Genomic DNA, 18,693 nt, shown 5'->3' with positions numbered 1-18,693 from the left:
TCCTCCCGGCGGCGTTTTCTTTGGGCGCCTGCGGGCTGGATGCTTCATTGTTCCTCAAATACGCCCCGACGTTTACCTGGCGCGGCGCTGTCGGCTGCCTCCGGCGGGCGTATTTGGAAAGAGAAGAAGGGACCTGAGATGGCGGCGCAGCAAGGCGCACCGCGCGTGGCGCTGGTGCTGGGGGCGGCGGTCTGGGCCGGGGGGCGGCCCTCGCCGACGCTGGAGCGGCGGGCGCTGCATGCCGCGCGGCTGTGGCGGGCAGGGGAGGTTTCGCTGGTGCTCGCCTCGGGCGGGCTTGGGCGGCATGGCCCCTCGGAGGCGGAGGTGATCGCAAGGCTCTGCCGGGAAGCGGGGGTGCCGGAGGCGGCGATCTGCCTTGAGGCGCGGTCAACCAGCACCGAGGAGAACCTGCGTTTCTCGCTGCCGCTGCTGCGGCAAATGGGGGCAGGGGAGGTGGTGCTTGTCACCGATGGGTTTCACGCGCCGCGCGCGCGGCTGGCGGCGCGGCGGCTGGGTCTGGCGCGGCAGGTCGCAGGGCTGCGCAGCGCCTCGCCGAAGGTGGCGCTGTCGGGGCGGCGGATCCGTGCCGGTCTGCGCGAAGTGCCCGCCTATCTGTGGTACGCGCTGACGCTGCGGGGGTGAGCCTCAGAGAATCCCGATCTCGGCCAGCGCGCCAGCCAGTTCGGGGGGCAGCTCGTCGTCATCGGGGCGCGACTCGGTCAGATCGGGCGGCGCATCCTCGGGCGAGAGGTAGCGCCAGCCCTGAAACGGCCGGCGCGGCGCCGCGGCGACGCGGTGGATCTGCGGGTCGAGCACCAGCGCGCAATGGCGGGTGCCGTCGCTGCCGGTCACCTCGTCGAGCCGCAGAACGCGCTGGCGGCATTGGATCATCCGCTTGAAAACCCAGTAGATCGAGCCACCGTTCAGCAGCTCGGCCTCGCGCTTGGGCCACATGCGGGTGACATGGCAGGGCAGGCCGTCGGCGGTCTGCGCCGCGCGGCCCGATTGCCAGGCCGCCAATGTCTTGACGCTTTCAGTGCCGACGCTGAGCTTGATGAGATGGATATGCTGAGCCACGCAGTGCCCCACGGAGTCGTGAAAAAGATGGATATATATTGTAGCCTTTGCGAGAGGAGCTTCAAGCAGTGGTAGGACTGCCGTGAAAAAACGTGTATCCTTACGTATCATGCGTTCTTGCATCGGCTGGGCGCTGGCGATAGTCCCTCCGGCCTGCCACCTGCTGCGCGACTCTGCCGCCGCGCCTCACCATCCGACGAGCCAACAAGGAAGTCTGCTGCCATGACTCGCTTTGCCGCCCCCATCGCCGAACAGATCTGGGACATGAAATACCGCTTCAAGGAAGCGGACGGGACCCCGATCGACCAAAGCGTCGAGGACAGCTGGCGCCGCATCGCGCGCGCGCTCGCCTCGGTCGAGACCGATGCGGACGCATGGGAAGCGAAATTCTACGGCGCGCTCGAGGACTTCCAGTATCTGCCCGCGGGCCGGATCACCGCTGGCGCTGGCACCGCGCGCTCGGTGACGCTGTTCAACTGCTTCGTCATGGGCACCATCCCCGACAGCATGTCGGGCATTTTCGACATGCTGAAAGAGGCCGCGCTGACCATGCAGCAGGGCGGTGGCATCGGCTATGACTTCTCGACCATCCGCCCCAAGGGCGCGCATGTGGCGGGCGTCGCCGCCGACGCCTCGGGACCGCTGTCGTTCATGGATGTCTGGGACGCCATGTGCCGCACCATCATGTCGGCGGGCTCGCGCCGGGGCGCGATGATGGCCACCATGCGCTGCGACCATCCGGATGTGGAGCAGTTCATCTCGGCCAAGGCCGACAGCGCGCGGCTGCGCATGTTCAACCTGTCGGTGCTGGTCACCGATCCCTTCATGGAAGCGGTGAAGGCGGATGGCTCGTGGGACCTGCAGTTCGACGGCAAGGTCTACCACACGGTCAAGGCGCGCGACCTGTGGAACAAGATCATGAAGGCGACCTATGATTACGCCGAGCCGGGCGTGATCTTCATCGACCGGATCAACAAGGCCAACAACCTCAGCTACATCGAGCAGATCGCCGCAACCAACCCCTGCGGCGAGCAGCCGCTGCCGCCCTATGGTGCGTGCCTTCTGGGCTCGATCAACCTCGCGCGGCTGGTCGACACGCCGTTCGAGACAGGCGCGGAGATCCCCGAGGCAAAGCTCGACGAGCTGGTGGCCCTCGCGGTGCGCATGATGGACAACGTCGTGGATGCGTCGAACTTCCCGCTGCCGCAGCAGGCCGAGGAAGCGCAGAACAAACGCCGCATCGGCCTTGGCGTCACCGGCCTTGCCGACGCGCTGCTGATGATGGGCCTGCGCTACGGCTCGGAAGAGGCGGCGGCGCAAACTGAGAAATGGCTCAAGCGCATCGCGCGGGCGTCCTATCTGGCCTCGGTCGAGCTGGCCAAGGAGAAGGGCGCTTTCCCGCTCTTCGATGCCGAGAAGTTCCTCGCTTCGGGCAATATGGAGCAGATGGATGACGACGTGCGCGAGGCGATCCGCACCCATGGCATCCGCAACGCGCTGCTGACCTCCATCGCGCCCACCGGCACCATCTCGCTTTATGCGGGCAACGTGTCGTCGGGCATCGAGCCGGTGTTCGCCTATGCCTACACCCGCAAGGTGCTGCAGAAGGACGGCACCCGCACCGAGGAAGAGGTGGTCGATTACGCCGTGCAGATGTGGCGCGACAAGTTTGGCGACGCCGAGCTGCCCGACTATTTCGTCAACGCCCAGACCCTGGCGCCGCTCGAGCATGTGCGTATGCAGGCGGCGGCGCAGAAATGGATCGACAGCTCGATTTCCAAGACGATCAACTGCCCCGAGGATATCTCCTTCGAAGGCTTCAAGGACGTCTATATGGAGGCCTATGAGACCGGCTGTAAGGGCTGCACCACCTACCGTCCGAACGATGTGACCGGCTCGGTGCTGTCGGTGTCGGAAAGCGCCGACAAGACCCCCGCCGAGAGCCCCTCGGTGGCCACGGAAACCGATGAGGCCGGGGCCGAGGTGGTCTATATGTCCGAGCCGCTGGACCGTCCGCAATCGCTCGAAGGGCACACCTACAAGCTCAAATGGCCCGACAGCGAGCATGCCATTTACCTGACGATCAACGACATCATCGTCGGCGGCCACCGCCGCCCGTTCGAGGTCTTCATCAACTCCAAGAACATGGAGCACTATGCCTGGACCGTGGCGCTGACGCGGATGATCTCGGCGGTGTTCCGGCGCGGCGGCGACGTCTCCTTCGTGGTCGAGGAGCTGAAAGCGGTGTTCGATCCGCGCGGCGGTGCCTGGGTTCAGGGCAAATACATCCCCTCGATCCTTGCGGCGATTGGCGGGGTGATCGAAAAGCACCTGATCGCCACGGGCTTCCTCGAGGGCGAGGGCAAGGGCCTGAAGGCGGATCCCACGGCCAAGGTCGTCGGCCTCGACGCGCCCCGCGGCAAAGCCTGCCCCTCCTGCGGCCAGTTCTCAATGATGATGGTCGAGGGCTGCATGACGTGCTCCAGCTGCGGGCACTCCAAGTGCGGGTGAGGTGGGCGGTTTCGCTGTAGTCAGAGCAAGCATATGAGTGCGCAAAACGAAGCATAAGCGTGCGCAAAGGGTGTCAAGGGGAAATCGCGCTCACTCGGGCTGACTTCTGACACAGGTCGATTTATAGAAGCGGCGGAGCTCTTGCTCCGCCGTTTTTCTTTGTGGGGTTGCACGTGACGTCCCGCTCATGACCGGCGACGCCACCCTATGAGGGTGGGCGGGGTGCCTATCCAGACTCTGGACGGTCGCACCGCTTTCTTATTCGATAGGGGCGGGCACTACCTCCCAGGCCTTCCGCTCCCGCGGTGCCGGACGCGACGGGCCTAAGCTGTCGTTCCCCGAAAAGTTGGCATGCTAGGGCTGGGCCCAGCTAACCGGCCATTCACTGCCGTCGCGAACTTGTCCAAGCAGAGAATGCGCACGCGTGGGATCATGGAGTTCAAGAGCATTCTGTGGCAGCATCCTGGCATGATCAATTTCCGCACTCTTGCTGACGGGCATCCCGATCTCGCGCATTCGCCACTGCTCCGTGGCGCTCTCCTGACGCTACATTATACGCGCACGCATGGGGCAATCGGCCTCACCAAGAACATGGCCTTCAAGCGCGTCTTCGTCCACTGGGCCGTCGAGAATTTCGACTGGCCAGGCAAAACTGCCGAAGAGATGTTTCGCTACAACAAGGTGATCAATGAATACGAGTTTCCGCCGCTTGAGATTTTGCATTTCTTACTGATTTCTCTGCGCCTAGGCCGTCACTTTAAGGGTGAGTTTCGGCTGACCAAGCGCGGTACAGAGCTGGCACAAGCCCCGGCTCTACTGTTTTCTGAGCTGATCCCATACTTTCTGCTCCGGATGGATCACTCATCCTATGCGCGCTTTGAGGACCGTCCGTTCGGAACATGGGATGTCTGGATTAATGTGATTAACGTCGAGGCAGATTTTGGCACGACCGAGGCTGCCTTGTTCAAAATCTTCTACGGCGAGCCCGAAGATTGGCACACTGCAGGGTCGCGAGAAATGGCGGCGTTCTCATCCTGCGTGCTACGACCGCTCGAATGGGCGGGATTTCTGATAGAGACCCGCGAAGATGCACTCGGCAAACAGGCCTGTCATGTGTTCAAAACGCCGCTCTGGCGCAGCGCACTCCACCTGGACTCCGATGATATGCTGCGACCTATGCCTGTTCATTGATGCTCTTTAGCAGTCTTCAAGTCGCGCCACCGCTCAAGTGGGATCGGCCCTTTGCGGACCTTGGCCATGCACAGCCGTCGCTGCGTTGCGGCCCGTCAGACCGGCCATTCATTGCATGTGCGCCGCCGTGCCACGTCTTCAACTCAGAGGTGTTTGAGTCAAAGACGCATTGGAAGTGAACCCATGCACCACTGCTGCGAAGCTCGCTCGAGATCTCTTGCTTTAGAAAGAGAAATGAAAGGTCCCTTTAGAAAAGAGCGCATTTGCGTTGCTCGTCAAGATTGTGTTTTGGAATTTTTCTTTTCGCATTTAGGGTGGAGTTATGGCCAGTATTTCGGCTGACAGCAATTTTTGGAAAGGAGTTCGTTTGTTTCTTCAGAACCTGACTTGTCGCGCATTTGCGACCTGCCTTTTAGGACTGATCGCCACATCATCTTGGGCACAATCCAGCAAACCCCTTCGAATAGGAACCTGGAATATCGCAAACTTGCATCACGAAAGTGGCGTGGGTCTACGCGGCTCAGCACTTCCGCGGGATGACATCGACTACGAGCGTCTTGCCGAGGTCGCAGCTCGTCTCGATCTCGATGTGATCGCCCTGCAAGAGGTTGGGTCACCGGCGGCGATCGCGCGGATTTTTCCTCCTGAAGAATATCAGGCGATCATATCAAACAGGTATGTAACTGGCGCTGAAGAGCGTCCCGCAGACGAGCGTGGCATCTATACAGCCATGGTCTTTGCTAAAGACCGCTTTCCGGAAACACCGAACGTGACGACGATGACTGAACTCAGCATTATGCACATCGGGTTCGATCGCGACGGGACGCCAAGTAGCCGTCCGACGAGGGCAGGGGTGATGGTAGACCTCGAAATTGGCGGTCAAACGGTGAGGGTGCTGGGTGTGCACCTGAAATCGTTCTTCCATCGCTGGTCACTTGATCCAATCCAGGATCAGTCGAATGAGGGCCGCATATTTGATTCACGGTTTGACTGCCGGACGTTAGATGCACAGCTGAACATCCTTGAGAGTTGGATAGAGCAACAGTCGGCGCAAGGTTTTCCGACAATTGTACTTGGCGATTTCAACCGAGACATGAACGCGATGAACGATGATGGTAATCCTATAGATCGGTTCTGGCGCGAGCTAAATGACGGCACACCGGATGGTCTGGAACTCGCAAAGGGCCCACTTGGGATTGATGAAGTGTGTTGGCCGAACCATGACGATCGCTTCGAGGACCACATAGACTTCGTGGTCTATGACCAGATGCTCTCCAGCTTTGCCTCACCCGGCGAAATTCAAAAGGTCAGCATGGGCCACGAAGACGACCCTCGATATGCCACTATCCCCGACCCGAACGATCCTGACAGGGACATCCGTCAGAACCAGCGCCTGTCGGATCATTGCCCGGTCTTTATTGAAATCAGCTACTAGGAGGTTTTCGACATGAGCGAGGCCCACCCGATTTATGATGCCAAACTGTCCGAGATGGACATCGCAGTGTTCGATCTTGAAACAACCGGCCTGCACGCATCCAAACATGCGATCATTCAAGTTGCTGCGATCAAAGTCGACCAATCCGAACTGGGCGACGATTGGATGACATTCGTTGACGCTGGAGCAGACCACCGCCCAATACCGGATTTCATCCAAGACTTCACGGGTATCCAAGATGATCAACTCGACGGCGCGCCAAACCTGAAATCGATGATGGAGATGTTTGATAGCTTCGTCGGCACCCGTATTGTGGCGGGTCACAACGTCGCTCGATTTGATTTGGGGTTTATCAGACGTGCGGAGGTCCGCACCGGGGTCGAGGTTCAATCTGACTACTTCATCGACACTTTGAAACTGATGCGTCGCCTGCACCCCGATCTCGAGAGCAAGACGCTTGCCGCATGCGGGGAGTTTTACGGCATCGAGTTTGACGCGGATGCACTGCATGACGCTCTTGCAGACACACGACTTGGGGCACAGGTCATGATCAAGCAGTTCGGCGATCTTAGCGAGCGTGGTGTCGAAACGTTTTCCGATATGCTCCAGTTCCTGTCCTGACCCAAAAGGGCAAAAGTGCATGAGTGAAAGGTTTTCTGAAGAAGAATGGGCTCAGATTGGCGCGCATCTGGATCAAAACGGATTTGCTTACGGATTTCCGGTGCGACGCAACACTTCGGTTGTGCTTCTGAGTTGGAACAATCGAAAGTTTGGTGCTTTCGAAGAGCGTGGCGTGCCAAAGAGGTCGCCTGGTGCATTTGCGTTGATCGAACGGGCGTGTGCGCAAGCCGATATCATCGCGATACAGGAAGTGCAGCGCGACACGGGCAGCTTGTATGAGTTGCGTGACCGCCTGCGCCGAGATGGGGCGCCTTGGGACGTCGTCGTTAGCGATGTCACGGGCATGGCACCGGGATACGAAGGCATGGCCGAACGCCACGCTTTTCTTTACCGCTCCGACAGGGTCACACGCGGAGATCTTGCCTCGGATCTTTCCTTTGATCGCTCTGCGGTGATTGAGAACAGCAATGATGCACTGCGCGCACTGGTCAGCAAGGAAATCGAAATCGCGGGTGAGGAGAGGGTCTTGGCGAAAATCTCCGAATGGCTCAGCGGTCAACAGAAGCTAATGGGAGCAAAGCTGAAGAGGTTCGTACAGTTCATTCGTACATCTCACATCATTGAGTTTGTGATTGAGGGTCCAGCCGGTGCCTATGAGCTCTACATCGTGAACGCGTATTTGGTTTCCGGAAAAAGCAAGGCCGAGCGCCAACTGGAGTTTTTCGCGCTTCTGGAATGGCTTTTGCTCGACAGCCGCAGAACCGTGATCGACGAAGGCAAGAGCTTCCTTTTGATGGCTGATATCAACCTGGATTTTGAGTCCAGCGTGGACAAACGACGGAAAGCGATGGCTGCTTATCTTACCTCCATTAACGAAGAGAAGGGCCTTCGAGCCAAGATCAACTTCCCTTTCCTCGACGGAGGTATACTCACCAATGCACGACGCACCGAAACCTTTGATCACATCGCCTAGATCACGACTGATACCCGCCTGCCCAGAGGTCGCCACAACGATCAGGCGGGGTCACTCGGACCTGACCAATACGACTATGGTATGTTTTATTTCGTACAAGTCTTCAGTGACGTGGGGCCTGTGAGGGCGACAAACGGTGAGCCAAATTTCGATCTATACACGCAAAAATTTACAGATCACATCCCAGTCTGGGTCAGGATCCCCATTCCTGCAGATGGGTAAGAATATTTCAAAGTGCACGAATGAGCGTGAAAAGATGAAGACAAGAATTTGAAAGTAAGCGCTGTCTGCGCCCCACATTGCCGACGATAGGCATCGTTGCGAGTTCATACGCATCCGAAGAGAAGGAGTGCGTTTCGCAATGTTCGCAAAGAATTCGTTTCTCACAGCGCTTGGTGTTGAAGTCTTCGCCTCCGGTCAGAGGCGCTGGCCGGAACACGTGAAGGCGCAGGCGGTAGCCGAGACGCTGGAGCCCGGGGCGACGGTGTCGGGTGTCGCTGCGCGCTATGAGATCATGCCGAGCCAGCTGACGGCGTGGCGACGGCTCGCAAAGGAAGGCAAGCTCGTGTTGCCTGCGCTCGAGATCGACGAACCAGTTTTCGCGCCTCTTGTCATCCGCGATGAGATCGCGGCTGCCTCTGAGCCCGAACTGCCCTGCGCCGAGGCACCGATCAGGATTGTACGGGGTTCGGTCGTCATCGAGCTCGCGCAGGATGCGCCTGTGTCCCGGATCGCCGAGATCGTCCACGCGCTCGAGGCCCATCCATGTTGATGCCCTCGCAGGGTGTTCGGATCCTGGTGGCCACGAAGCCGGTGGACTTCCGGAAAGGCCATGACGGTCTCGCAGCCCTGGTCCAGTCGACATTGGCCGAGGATCCATTCACCGGAACGGTCTTCGTGTTCCGCTCGAAGCGCGCCGACAGGTTGAAGATCCTGTTCTGGGACGGCAGCGGTTTGGTCATGGCTTACAAGCGGTTGGAGGAAAGCAGCTTCACCTGGCCGGCGGTCCGCGACGGGGCGATGACGTTGAATAGGGCACAGTTCGAGGCCCTGTTCGCCGGCCTGGACTGGCGCCGCGTGCGGTCACTGGAGGTCCGCCGGCCGGCTGTGGCAGAGTGACTCACCGCGCTGAATAGCCGGACATCGGCACCCCGGGCGCGGTATAATCCGCCCATGTCCAGCGCCCCGCCTATCGACCTTTCCGCGATCCCCGAGAGCCAGCGCGCCGCTGTGCTGGCTCTGTTGCAGGAGAACGACGCGCTGAAGGACGCCAACCGGCGGCTGGAGCATCTCATTGCCGAGCTGAACCATGTCGTGCATGGCAAGCGGTCCGAGAAGCTGAGCGATGATGACCGGCAGCTGGCCTTTGAGGACCTGGAAACCGCCGTCGCCGAGGTCGAGACCCGCAAGGAGCAGGCCGCGCCGTCCACCACGACGCCGCGCCGGTCACGGCAGCGCAACCTCGGCCATCTGCCTGCGGGCTTGCCACGCATCGAGCGTGTGATTGAGCCAGCCAGCCTCGATTGCCCTTGCGGCTGCGGCCGCATGCATCGGATTGGCGAGGACCGCACCGAGCGCCTCGACATCATCCCGGCGCAGCTTCGCGTGCTGGTCGACATCCGGCCGAAGTATGCCTGCCGCATCTGTTCGGATGGCGTCACTCAGGCACCTGCCGCGCCCTGGCTGATTGAAGGCGGTCTTCCAACTGAGGGTGCCATCGCCCACGTGCTGGTGTCCAAGTTCGCGGACCACCTTCCGTTTTACCGCCAAAGCCAGATCCTTGCCCGCTCCGACATCCAAGTCGATCGCAGCACCCTGGCGGACTGGGCCGGCACTGCGGCCTTCCACCTCGGCCCCGTGGTCGATCGACTGACCGAGCACCTGAAGGGATCGACCAAGCTCTTCATGGACGAGACCACCGCCCCGGTGCTCGACCCGGGCCGTGGCCGGACCAAGACCGGCTACCTCTGGGCGCTTGGGCGCTGCGTCAGGCCAAGTTTGGCTTAGACACTCAACGAGTGACGGAACTGTCCAGCATCATCGAAAGCCACGACGACTGACATCGCAGTGGTCGGTCCGACGCCCGGTGTGGTCATCAGCAAGCGGACCGTCTGATGGTGTCTGGCAGTCACGCGGATCCGGCGATCGCGATCGGCGATCCTGGCCCGGATGTCGCGTCGAGCCTGCATCAGGGCCTCGAAAATGGGTGCGAGCTCGGGCTAGAGGTCAGAAGCTTGCTCTGCCGAGAACCCTTGGTCGGCACGTAGTCACCACAAAAAGGGTGAGCGCGTCCCGGCTTTCACTTGGTACGACGGCGTCGCGCCAGTCACGCGCTGACGCTCGCTGCGCGCCGGGTTACCGGGACATGTCTGACGCCGGCAGACCCCGCTCATGGCCAATCGGCCGAGCGACGAGCGTTTCCAGTCGGCAAGGAATGCCTTTGAGGTTGCGCAGGGCAGTCTCGATGATATTGCCTTCCGGGATCGGCTGGCTGAAGGTTGCATGGAGCCGCAAGCCCGCTCGGCTCATCGAGCGCGTCGAGCAACTCGCGGAGACTTGCGCTATGACGGCGTAGGTGCTTGTCGGCATCGAAGGAGGGGTCAGACGCGCCGGGGCAGGGTCGAGCGCGGCGGTATTGAGTACTTCGCTCTCCCTTCGCGCCGTGGCGGAAACGGCGTTGCTGTGCTGGGTTCAACAGCGTCATGTTTCGTCGCTGGTGGATGCTTGAGTTTCGGCAATTTCCTTTCGGTCCGGTGCGGAGGCTGGTTTGGGGTGCTGGTGACAAGAACATTGGTCGTTCACCGAGATGACCAAGAGAAATCTACTGGAGGCGCAATTTTTTGTCTCGGGGCATGCCTTCGAAGGTGGTTCTGGGATGTGGCCTGGCTCTGGTGATCTTCCCGGAGCATCCCGCCAGCGCAGGCCCGCTGAACACGCCTCAACCCATTCAGTTCACGCTACGATCATGGGGGCGAAGGAGGCGGCCCCCGTTGTTCAAACGGGGGCTCAATTGCATTGACCGAACGGGCTCGACTGTCCACGGCTTACCTTCTGTTCTGACGGGGTGGCGTCTGTTTAATGCCGATGGAAGCTCGTCCGCTCTCTTTCCTATTTGTCGCCAAATCCAGTGATGCGATTTAGAAGTCTGTTCGGGCGCGTCCCTAGCGTGATGTGAGGGCCGCCAGTTGCTGGTCAGCATCAAGGCGAGCTGCAAGAAGGCTGCGCATCCTGAGAAGCGCTTGGAACCGATCAAGGTTCGACTGCACTTTTGCACCGTGTGGAGTGAGGATACGCTCCTCCACTATCCTGCCAACGTCGCCAACATCCGGGTCGTGGATGCCATCGAACCTACTGTGGTACCCAAGAGTCTGGGTATCGAGCGCTTCTTCGAAAGCGCTCTGGAGAAGCGCAATGGTCCCGCCCGCGATGTCACAGAATGGGCCGCCTGTGCGAAGGTCGGAGAGCATCTTCTCGACTTCGGAGAATTCTTCCGCGGGCCATGCCTCAGAACTCTGGTCCAAGTCGTCCGACAAGAACTGGAGCCCCAACAGGAACTCGGCCCATAACTCCACAACTGAAAAGTCTTGGTGCTGCTTAAACATTTGGAATCTCCCAGATGTGCGCCGCGCGGGAGTGCGCGACGGTCAAGCCGCCGGCCGCATTGCGGCCGACGGGAAAGGCTCAGGCGGCCCAGTGTTGGGAGAGTGCTTCCGCCATGGCGTCACGCGCGTCCGCCAGGGCCCCGACGTCCTCGAGCAGTTCGAAGAAGTGATCTGCCAAGAGGCAAAGCTCTTCAACTTCACGGCTTGCCGGGTCCAGAAGGCTGGACAGGTCGAGATCTGGCTCTTCTCCCTCCCCAAAGGGATCGAGAGAAAGAAGCCGGTGCAGGGCGACAAGCTTCCGCTTGATTGTGCGATCAAGGTGGGTGGCCTCGCGCAGATCGCCAAGCAGCCGGACCACATTGCGTGCTGCGGCGGGACCGCCAATGAGGGCGGCAGCATTCACCATGGCCGAGCCGTGTTCGTCGAAATGATGTCGCACGGCGGCCAGTTGCGGGTCGGCGGTGAGGGTCTTCGATCGTGAGGTATGCAAATGCATCTCCTTTCTTGGTCGCGCTGTCATTCGTGACAGCGTCAAGCCCGCCTGCTGCTCCTAGTTTTTGTTGCCTCGGTTCCGCTACCTCCGGTCTGTGTGCGGCCAAATGCGCGGACAGGAGGTGAGGGAATGAGGAAAGACTTGTAGTGAGTCTAGTCGGTCCTCTTGCTTTCTGGTTTTCCTATGCTGGCTACCATTGATGCCGTTATATAAAGGATATTAGCTGTATCCGAGATTGGCGAAGGAAATTCTTAAAATTTATGCGCGATATAATTTAGATATCCACTCTATGTTTCGGGCGTAATTCTCGTTTTGCATTGGGCGCGTGACACGTCTGGCCAGCCATATTTTCCTCTCACCATCAAAGTGATGCTAGATTTGTGAAGGTGTTTCTTGGAGGTGAAAGGGATTTATTGGGGGTGTCTGTTTTTTTGAATTGCCTGTGTCGGATTTGTTCATGATTTGGCATGAAGCATCTCGGGAAGAGTCTCGGCAGTCAAGCGCCATCCGGGCAGTGGGTCATATTTCTCAATTACCGAAAGCTTGACCTTTTATTTGGTGGTTTCTCGGAGGGATTTTTTTGCCCTCAATCGAGAGAGTGGTGAAATCATGTCTTTGAATGCATTATTTTTAGCTTCTCATGATTTGAGAGCTTGGCAGGATCGACGCTTACAACGCAGTCCGTCCCGCTGCAGCGGCCCTCCGCCCAATAATCGGCGCCGCCAAAAGGCTTGGTGTCGAAGGCCTCATAGCCCGCAAACCATTCGCTTTGTGGCACGAAGCCGAGGCGAGCGCACGCAACGATGATTTCAATTTTGTGTTTGGCGGTAAGGATCGCGAGCTCGTCGAGGAAAGATTTCATCTGATCGGGTGACATATGGGCCTCTTGATGATGGTCTGAAATTCTGAACGCCTCTTCGATGAGTGACATTGGCCAAACTGGTCAGAGACGAAGAAAAAATCTGACAATGCATGCTTGGTCTTGCCTCGGCTGCTTGGGTCCCGATGAGAACTGCCGGACTTTTCCCGATTCAAAGCAGCCCCGGTCTGGCCGCCGGAGTTCGGACTTCCCGACTGAGTTGCAAGGCTGAGTTGAGCGATGAGCTTTTCTCTAGGCGTGGCTGGGCGGGTTTCAATGCAATCAGCACGGGGTTTTGCGCCGTAGGCAAATTCTTCAGCGCGATGCCGACAGGTTGCCAGCTAGATTTGGCGTAGGCCTTTCCTGTGCGATCAGGCGGGCGTCGACCAGGCACGGTGCAGTTCCTGCCGCAGCCAGCTGTGCGCTTTATCCGCGGTCATACGGTTATGCCAGATTAGGTGGTTGGCGATCGGCGCCATCTCAAGCGGGATCTCCGCGATGGCCAACGGATTGCGGCGGGCAAGGTATTCCGCCGTTCGGTTGGTGAAAACGCCGACCAGATCGGAGCGCATCAGCAGTTCGGGTACGATGGTGAAGCTCATCACTGTCATTGCAATGGTGCGGTGGCAGCTATGGCGCTCGAGCACCGCGTCAAACGCAGCGCGGGAGTCGCCGGTCGAGCTGACTACAAGGTGGGAATAGGCGAGGATGTCTTCAAGCTCGAGGTGTATCCCCTTGGCGATCAGCGGGTGGTCAGCGCGGCACAGACAAACGAAGCGGTCCTCGAAGGCGAAGAGCCTGCGGATGTGCGGCGGCGTGATGTCGAACCAGCCCATGGCGATCTGGATATCACCGGAATCGATTAGCCGGATCGCGTAGTCGCGGTCGGTGGTGCGCAGGTGGATTCCGATCTTCGGGGCAATCCGTCGTAGCCGTTCGAAGAGTGGAACGAAGACCGGAAGACTGAAGCGATCGGGGGCGCCGATAGTGAAGCGTGCCTCTGCTGCAGAGGGGTCGAAGTCGTCGGGACGGGAGGCCACGGCTTCGGCGTCGCGCAGAATGCGCGCCACCACCGGCGCCAGGTCCGCGGCCCGGGGCGTCGGGCTGAGCCCCTCGGGCGTGCGCACGAAGAGCGGGTCCTCGAAGCGGTCGCGCAACCGTTTGAGTGCGTTCGACACTGCCGATTGAGTCCGGCCCAGCCGCTCACCTGCGCGCGTGACGCTGCGTTCTTCCACCAGAACATGGAAAACGGTGAGCAGGTTAAGGTCGAAATTATTAAGCAATTACGTGCCTCCATCATCGCGGTGAATAAAGTTTAACATGAGAATCAATTTAACAAATAAAAATTCTTCCGGCAGGTTTCCGGGCAAAGATGGAGGAGATCCCCATGGTAGACACCAAAGGGTCGGACTCGGTGCGCGTGAGCGGGCCGAGCCAGGACTATATTCCCTTTCACCCCGCGCCGGCGAAACCGGCCTTCGTGCCTCCGGTGGGGGCGGTCGATGCGCATTGCCACGTCTTCGGACCCGCGGCGAGTTTCCCTTTCGCGCCAGAGCGGAAGTACACCCCGGTGGACGCTGCAGCCGAAACCCTCTTCGAATTGCGCGACCACCTCGGCTTTGCCCGCAATGTGATCGTGCAGGCGACCTGTCACGGGACGAACAACGCGGCGATGCTCGACGCGATCGAGAAGTCTGAGGGACGGGCGCGCGGCGTCGCGGTGCTGGACGAGTCGATCACCGACGACGAGCTGGAGAGCTTGCATGCGGCAGGCATCCGCGGCGTGCGCTTCAACTTCCTCAAGCGGTTGGTGGGCGACGCGCCCAAAGACCGCTACGTGAAGGTCGCGGAGCGGATTGCCCGGCTCGGCTGGCACATCGTCATCTACTTCGAGTCCAATGAGCTGGAAGAGCTGGAGCCCTTCATCCGCTCGCTTCCCGGGACCATCGTAATCGACCACATGGGCCGTCCAGATGTGACCCAAGGCCTCGACAGCGAGGGATTTGCACGGGTCCGCGCGCTGATGGAAGACCCGCGGTTCTGGATCAAGGTGTCCTGTCCCGAGCGCCTGACCGCGACCGGCCCGATGTACGACGACGTGGTGCCCTTTGCCCGCGTTCTGGTCGAAGCTTATCCCGACCGGGTACTTTGGGGCACCGACTGGCCGCATCCGAATATGCGCTCGCACATGCCCGATGACGGCAAGCTGGTGGACATGATCCCGCGCATCGCTCCGACGGCGGACCTGCAGCACAAGCTGCTCGTCGCCAACCCGATGCGGCTCTACTGGCCCGAGGAGGCAATCTGATGACTGCCAACCAAGCGCCCTGGGTGCGCTGGACCATTGCGGGGCTTGCCACGTTGATGTGCGTGGCCTGCATCCTGTGGAACCTCGAGGCGCACACACGCCTCGGCTTTGCGCTTCTCAAGCAGCAGTACATGGCGCTGCAGCTCGGCCTCGCGCTAACCATCGCCTTCCTGCGCTACGGCCCCAGCGGCGACAGAGTCGAAAGCCCGAGCCTGCTGGACCTTGGCATCGCGGTGATCTGCCTCGGTACGCTGCTTTATGCCGCCTATGATTTCGTCTGGTTGCTCAAGGAGCAGTTCTATCGCCCTTGGCAGATCACCTTGATCGGCGCGGTGGTGGTGATTGGCGTGATGGAGGGCATCCGGCGCCGTGCTGGGCTCATGCTCTTTGGGATCGTCGGGGTGTTCCTGCTCTACGCGCTGGTTGCCGACAAGGTGCCCGGCCGGCTGATCGGGCGCGAGCTGTCGCCGCAGCGGCTGGTGGACTACGTAGGCTTCGACAGCTCTGCCGTCTTCTCGGCGCCGCTGGCGGTGGGCACGATCACCGTGCTGCTCTTCGTCTTCTTCGGCCAGCTGCTTTTTGCGGCGGGTGGCGGCGGCTTCTTCACCGACCTCGCCATGGCGGCCACCGGCCGCTCGCGCGGCGGAAGTGCTAAGATCGCGGTCGTCGGATCGGCGCTCTTCGGCTCGATCTCTGGCAGCGCGGTGTCGAACGTGGCCACCACGGGGGTGATCACCATCCCGCTGATGCAGCGCGGCGGCTACTCCAAGGAAGACGCCGGCGCGATCGAAGCTGTGGCCTCGACCGGCGGGCAGCTGACCCCGCCGATCATGGGCGCGGCGGCCTTTCTCATGGCTGAATTCCTCGACATTCCCTACACCATGGTCGCAGGCGCGGCGCTGGTGCCGGCGGTGATCTACTACCTCGCCGTCTTTCTGCAGGTCGATCTCATCGCCGCGCGCGACGGGATCAAGGCACCCGAAGAGGGTACGCTCACTGTGCGTCAGGTGATGAAGGACGGCTGGCACTTCCTGCTTCCTTTCGCGATCTTGCTCTATGGCCTCTTCTGGATGCACCTCGATCCTGAAGACTCGGCGCTGCTGGCGTCGCTCGCCATCGTTGTCGTCGGCTTCCTGCGCGGCTACCGCGGTACCCGGCTTTCGCCGAAGACATTGTTTGACGTCTTTGTGCAGACCGGCACTTCGATGGTCGACCTGATCCTCGTGGTCGCCGCGGCGGGCTTCGTTATCGGCGTGCTCAACATCACCGGACTCGGTTTTGCGCTGACTCTGCTGCTGGTGGACTCGGTGGGTTCGAGCATCACGCTGCTCCTGCTGATCTCGGCGGTGGTCTGTATCATCCTCGGCATGGGGATGCCGACCTCGGGAGTCTACGTGCTGCTGGCGGCACTGGTCGCTCCCTCGTTGGTCGAAGCAGGTGTGACGCCAATCGCGGCGCATCTCTTCATCCTCTACTTCGGGATGATGTCGATGATCACCCCGCCCGTCGCGCTGGCCGCGTTTGCCGCCTCGGCGATCTCGGGCGCGGGGGCCATCGCCACCGGCGGTGCAGCGATGCGCATCGGATGGGCGGCCTTCATCCTGCCCTTCGCCTTCGTCGCCACCCCCGAGCTGCTTTTCGAGGGCACCACGCAGCAGACGCTGATCGCAGCGGTGCTTACGACGCTTGGCGTCGCCGCCGTGACTATCGGCATCTCGGGCTACTGGGGGCGCTCGCTCAACATCGTGCTGAGGGTCCTCTTCGTGATCCTCGGGGCGTTTGCCATACCGCTCGGCTTCATCGGGCTGCCGATGATTGCTCATATGCTCGCTGCGGCGGGAGCGGTTGTACTCGCGGCCGGTCTGATCCTGACCAAGCCGGCAAAAGCCGGCAACGGGCAGGCTGCGAACACCAAGGTTTAATTCGGGAGGAACCTATATGATCATCTTCAAAAACGTTGCGATCGCGGGGCTCACAAGTCTCACGCTCGGTACTGCGGCCGAGGCGCAGGTCGTCTCGATGGCGACCGGGGCTCAAGGCTCGCTGGCCTACAACTCGGGCCAGGCGGTGGCTCGGATCGCCAATGACAACGGCATCACCGTGCGCACCCAGCCGCTGGTGGGCTACATGCCGCTGCTGCAGGTGGGTGAGGTCGACTTTGGCTTCTCCAACGGTGTCGAGGCCGAGTTCGCCTACGAAGGCAACGGAAACTTCGACCGCGCGCACCCCGATGTGCGCCTTGTCGGCACCATGTTCAACCTGACCACGGGCATAATGGCGCCCTGTGACCTGGGGCTCGAGACGGTTGCCGATCTAAAGGACCGACCGGACCTGCGCATCGCGTCGGAATACACATCGTCGACGATTATTCCCTTCTACATCATGGGCGCGCTGGCCTCCGGCGGGCTGAGCTACGACGATTTCACGAACGTGCCGGTGTCAAGCTTCGTTGACGGGATCAACGCGCTCGGCGACGGGCTGGTCGACATCTCGCTGGTCAGCCTCAACGCCGGTGCGGGCCAGCAGGCGGCGGTGCAGCTCAAGGACCGAGGTGGGCTGTGCTACATCTCGCTCGACAACTCCGAAGGGGGCGTAAGCGCCTTCAAGGAGTTTCTCTCGGCCGGCTCCATCGTCGAGATGCCGCAGAACGAGAACGTCAACGGCCTGGCCAACTCGGGGGCCAACCTCATGAGCATCCCCTGGGTGCTGCTGACCAACGCCGGAGTTCTCGGAGGACCTGATCTACGACATGGTCAAGGCGATCGCCGAGAACAAGGACGCGCTCGGCGAGGCCTTTGGTGCCTTCAAGCGGGCGGACTTCTCCAAAATGGCGCCGGTGAACAAGACGCCCTACCACGAGGGTGCACTGCGTTACTACGAGGAAGCTGGCATCACCGTTGGCGAGTGACAATCTGGAGCCGGGGCCGCACGTGCGGCCCCGGTGCTTTTCGAGGAGACTACAATAAATGATGACAACCCTCACGGCCGCGGACGGCCACAGCTTCGAGTGCTGGATGGCGCAGGCGCAGGGCGAGGCCCGCGGCGGCATCGTGATCCTGCAGGAGATCTTCGGGATCACCGACCAGCTGAAGGGCGTGGCGGACCGCTACGCTGCGCTCGGCTACAATGTGGCGATCCCGGCGCTTTTCGACCGCCAGCAGCGCGCCACCGTAGTGCCCTTCGACAAGGGCCCGATCGGGCGTGACCTGATGCTGGCCGCCAAGCTCGACGAGACCATGGCCGATATCTCCGCCACCATCGACGCGCTGCGGGCAAAGGGCGGCAAGGTTGGGGTCATCGGCTTCTGCTGGGGCGGCGGCCTGGCGCTGCGCGCCGCGCAGAAAACCGACGCGGATGCCGCGGTCGCCTTCTACGGCACGCGCCTGCCGCAATATCTCGACAGCCCGCTGCGGGCGCCGATGCTCGGCCACTTCGGTCGCAGCGACGACCACGTGCCGCCCGAGATGCTGGCCGAGGCGCAGGCCTACCTGCCGCAGATGGAGGTGCACCTCTACGATGCTGGCCACGCCTTTGCCAACGACGCGCGCCCCAGCTACGTCGCCGAGGCTGCGGACCTGGCGCATGCGCGCACCGAAGAGTTCTTCGCAAAGCACCTCGGCTGA

General features: G+C 60.9%; 18 protein-coding genes and 1 pseudogene. 13 read left to right on the top strand and 6 right to left on the bottom strand.

From position 1 onward, the window contains the following. The first annotated feature begins 138 nt into the window (after positions 1–138). The gene (locus tag ACXAD2_RS27850) at positions 139–642 is read left to right on the top strand and encodes a YdcF family protein (protein WP_475178050.1); all 504 of its coding nucleotides are present in this window, start codon (positions 139–141) and stop codon (positions 640–642) included. Between the two features lie 3 nt (positions 643–645). Here the strand turns inward: ACXAD2_RS27850 and ACXAD2_RS27845 are convergent, their stop codons facing one another. Then, entirely contained in the window at positions 646–1,077 is a 432-nt protein-coding gene (locus ACXAD2_RS27845; protein ID WP_066110429.1) for a DUF1489 family protein, read from the bottom strand. 222 nt (positions 1,078–1,299) lie between these two features. Between ACXAD2_RS27845 and ACXAD2_RS27840 the strand changes: the two genes are divergently transcribed. The 8 genes and pseudogenes from ACXAD2_RS27840 to ACXAD2_RS27805 form a co-directional block, all read left to right on the top strand. Then, entirely contained in the window at positions 1,300–3,588 is a 2,289-nt protein-coding gene (locus tag ACXAD2_RS27840) for an adenosylcobalamin-dependent ribonucleoside-diphosphate reductase (protein WP_475178040.1), read from the top strand. Between the two features lie 432 nt (positions 3,589–4,020). Beyond that, positions 4,021–4,779: a hypothetical protein gene (locus ACXAD2_RS27835; protein WP_475178037.1), complete on the top strand. Its 759-nt coding sequence runs from the start codon at positions 4,021–4,023 to the stop codon at positions 4,777–4,779. Positions 4,780–5,101: 322 nt separating this feature from the next. Beyond that, positions 5,102–6,214, top strand: coding sequence for an endonuclease/exonuclease/phosphatase family protein (locus ACXAD2_RS27830; RefSeq protein ID WP_475178032.1), 1,113 nt, complete (start codon positions 5,102–5,104; stop codon positions 6,212–6,214). 12 nt (positions 6,215–6,226) lie between these two features. After that, positions 6,227–6,835 carry a 3'-5' exonuclease gene (locus tag ACXAD2_RS27825; protein ID WP_475178026.1) on the top strand — a complete coding sequence of 203 codons (609 nt, stop codon included), beginning with the start codon at positions 6,227–6,229 and terminating at the stop codon, positions 6,833–6,835. Positions 6,836–6,854: 19 nt separating this feature from the next. Continuing rightward, a complete protein-coding gene (locus ACXAD2_RS27820) occupies positions 6,855–7,808 on the top strand; it encodes an exonuclease/endonuclease/phosphatase family protein (protein ID WP_475178023.1) in 954 nt (317 codons plus the stop codon). A 361-nt stretch (positions 7,809–8,169) separates the two neighbouring features. After that, the gene (locus ACXAD2_RS27815; RefSeq protein ID WP_475178020.1) at positions 8,170–8,580 is read left to right on the top strand and encodes a transposase; all 411 of its coding nucleotides are present in this window, start codon (positions 8,170–8,172) and stop codon (positions 8,578–8,580) included. Beyond that, positions 8,574–8,927 carry an IS66 family insertion sequence element accessory protein TnpB gene (gene tnpB, locus ACXAD2_RS27810; RefSeq protein WP_068242687.1) on the top strand — a complete coding sequence of 118 codons (354 nt, stop codon included), beginning with the start codon at positions 8,574–8,576 and terminating at the stop codon, positions 8,925–8,927. The genes ACXAD2_RS27815 and tnpB overlap by 7 nt, the downstream gene beginning before the upstream one ends. A 54-nt stretch (positions 8,928–8,981) precedes the next feature. Then, positions 8,982–9,803: pseudogene (locus ACXAD2_RS27805) on the top strand (transposase); the annotation flags it as partial. An 8-nt stretch (positions 9,804–9,811) separates the two neighbouring features. On the opposite strand, the gene ACXAD2_RS27800 reads toward ACXAD2_RS27805, so the two are convergent. From ACXAD2_RS27800 to ACXAD2_RS27780, 5 genes are all read right to left on the bottom strand, one after another. Next, positions 9,812–9,904, bottom strand: a complete 93-nt coding sequence (locus ACXAD2_RS27800; protein WP_475178429.1) for a hypothetical protein — start codon at positions 9,902–9,904, stop codon at positions 9,812–9,814. A 1,065-nt stretch (positions 9,905–10,969) separates the two neighbouring features. Continuing rightward, on the bottom strand, positions 10,970–11,410 hold the full coding sequence (locus ACXAD2_RS27795; RefSeq protein ID WP_475178013.1) for a hypothetical protein: 441 nt from the start codon (positions 11,408–11,410) through the stop codon (positions 10,970–10,972). A 79-nt stretch (positions 11,411–11,489) separates the two neighbouring features. Beyond that, positions 11,490–11,906: a hypothetical protein gene (locus ACXAD2_RS27790; RefSeq protein WP_475178011.1), complete on the bottom strand. Its 417-nt coding sequence runs from the start codon at positions 11,904–11,906 to the stop codon at positions 11,490–11,492. Between the two features lie 604 nt (positions 11,907–12,510). Further along, positions 12,511–12,834: a hypothetical protein gene (locus tag ACXAD2_RS27785; RefSeq protein ID WP_475178007.1), complete on the bottom strand. Its 324-nt coding sequence runs from the start codon at positions 12,832–12,834 to the stop codon at positions 12,511–12,513. A 299-nt stretch (positions 12,835–13,133) separates the two neighbouring features. Continuing rightward, the gene (locus ACXAD2_RS27780) at positions 13,134–14,045 is read right to left on the bottom strand and encodes a LysR family transcriptional regulator (protein ID WP_475178004.1); all 912 of its coding nucleotides are present in this window, start codon (positions 14,043–14,045) and stop codon (positions 13,134–13,136) included. Positions 14,046–14,149: 104 nt separating this feature from the next. Here ACXAD2_RS27780 and ACXAD2_RS27775 point away from each other — a divergent pair, with 104 nt between their 5' ends. The 4 genes from ACXAD2_RS27775 to ACXAD2_RS27760 are packed head-to-tail and all read left to right on the top strand — an operon-like array spanning position 14,150 to position 18,693. Beyond that, complete coding sequence (locus ACXAD2_RS27775) at positions 14,150–15,070, top strand: amidohydrolase family protein (RefSeq protein ID WP_475178000.1); 921 nt, start codon at positions 14,150–14,152, stop codon at positions 15,068–15,070. Beyond that, entirely contained in the window at positions 15,070–16,992 is a 1,923-nt protein-coding gene (locus ACXAD2_RS27770) for a TRAP transporter permease (protein ID WP_475177996.1), read from the top strand. Before ACXAD2_RS27775 ends, ACXAD2_RS27770 begins: the two co-directional genes overlap by 1 nt. 16 nt (positions 16,993–17,008) lie before the next feature. Next, positions 17,009–18,040, top strand: coding sequence for a TAXI family TRAP transporter solute-binding subunit (locus ACXAD2_RS27765; RefSeq protein WP_475177994.1), 1,032 nt, complete (start codon positions 17,009–17,011; stop codon positions 18,038–18,040). Continuing rightward, positions 18,037–18,693 carry a dienelactone hydrolase family protein gene (locus ACXAD2_RS27760; RefSeq protein WP_475177991.1) on the top strand — a complete coding sequence of 219 codons (657 nt, stop codon included), beginning with the start codon at positions 18,037–18,039 and terminating at the stop codon, positions 18,691–18,693. The genes ACXAD2_RS27765 and ACXAD2_RS27760 overlap by 4 nt, the downstream gene beginning before the upstream one ends.

The sequence above is a fragment of the Salipiger sp. ABN3_019 genome, assembly GCF_056158605.1.
This window is presented reverse-complemented; position numbering and strand designations above follow the sequence as displayed.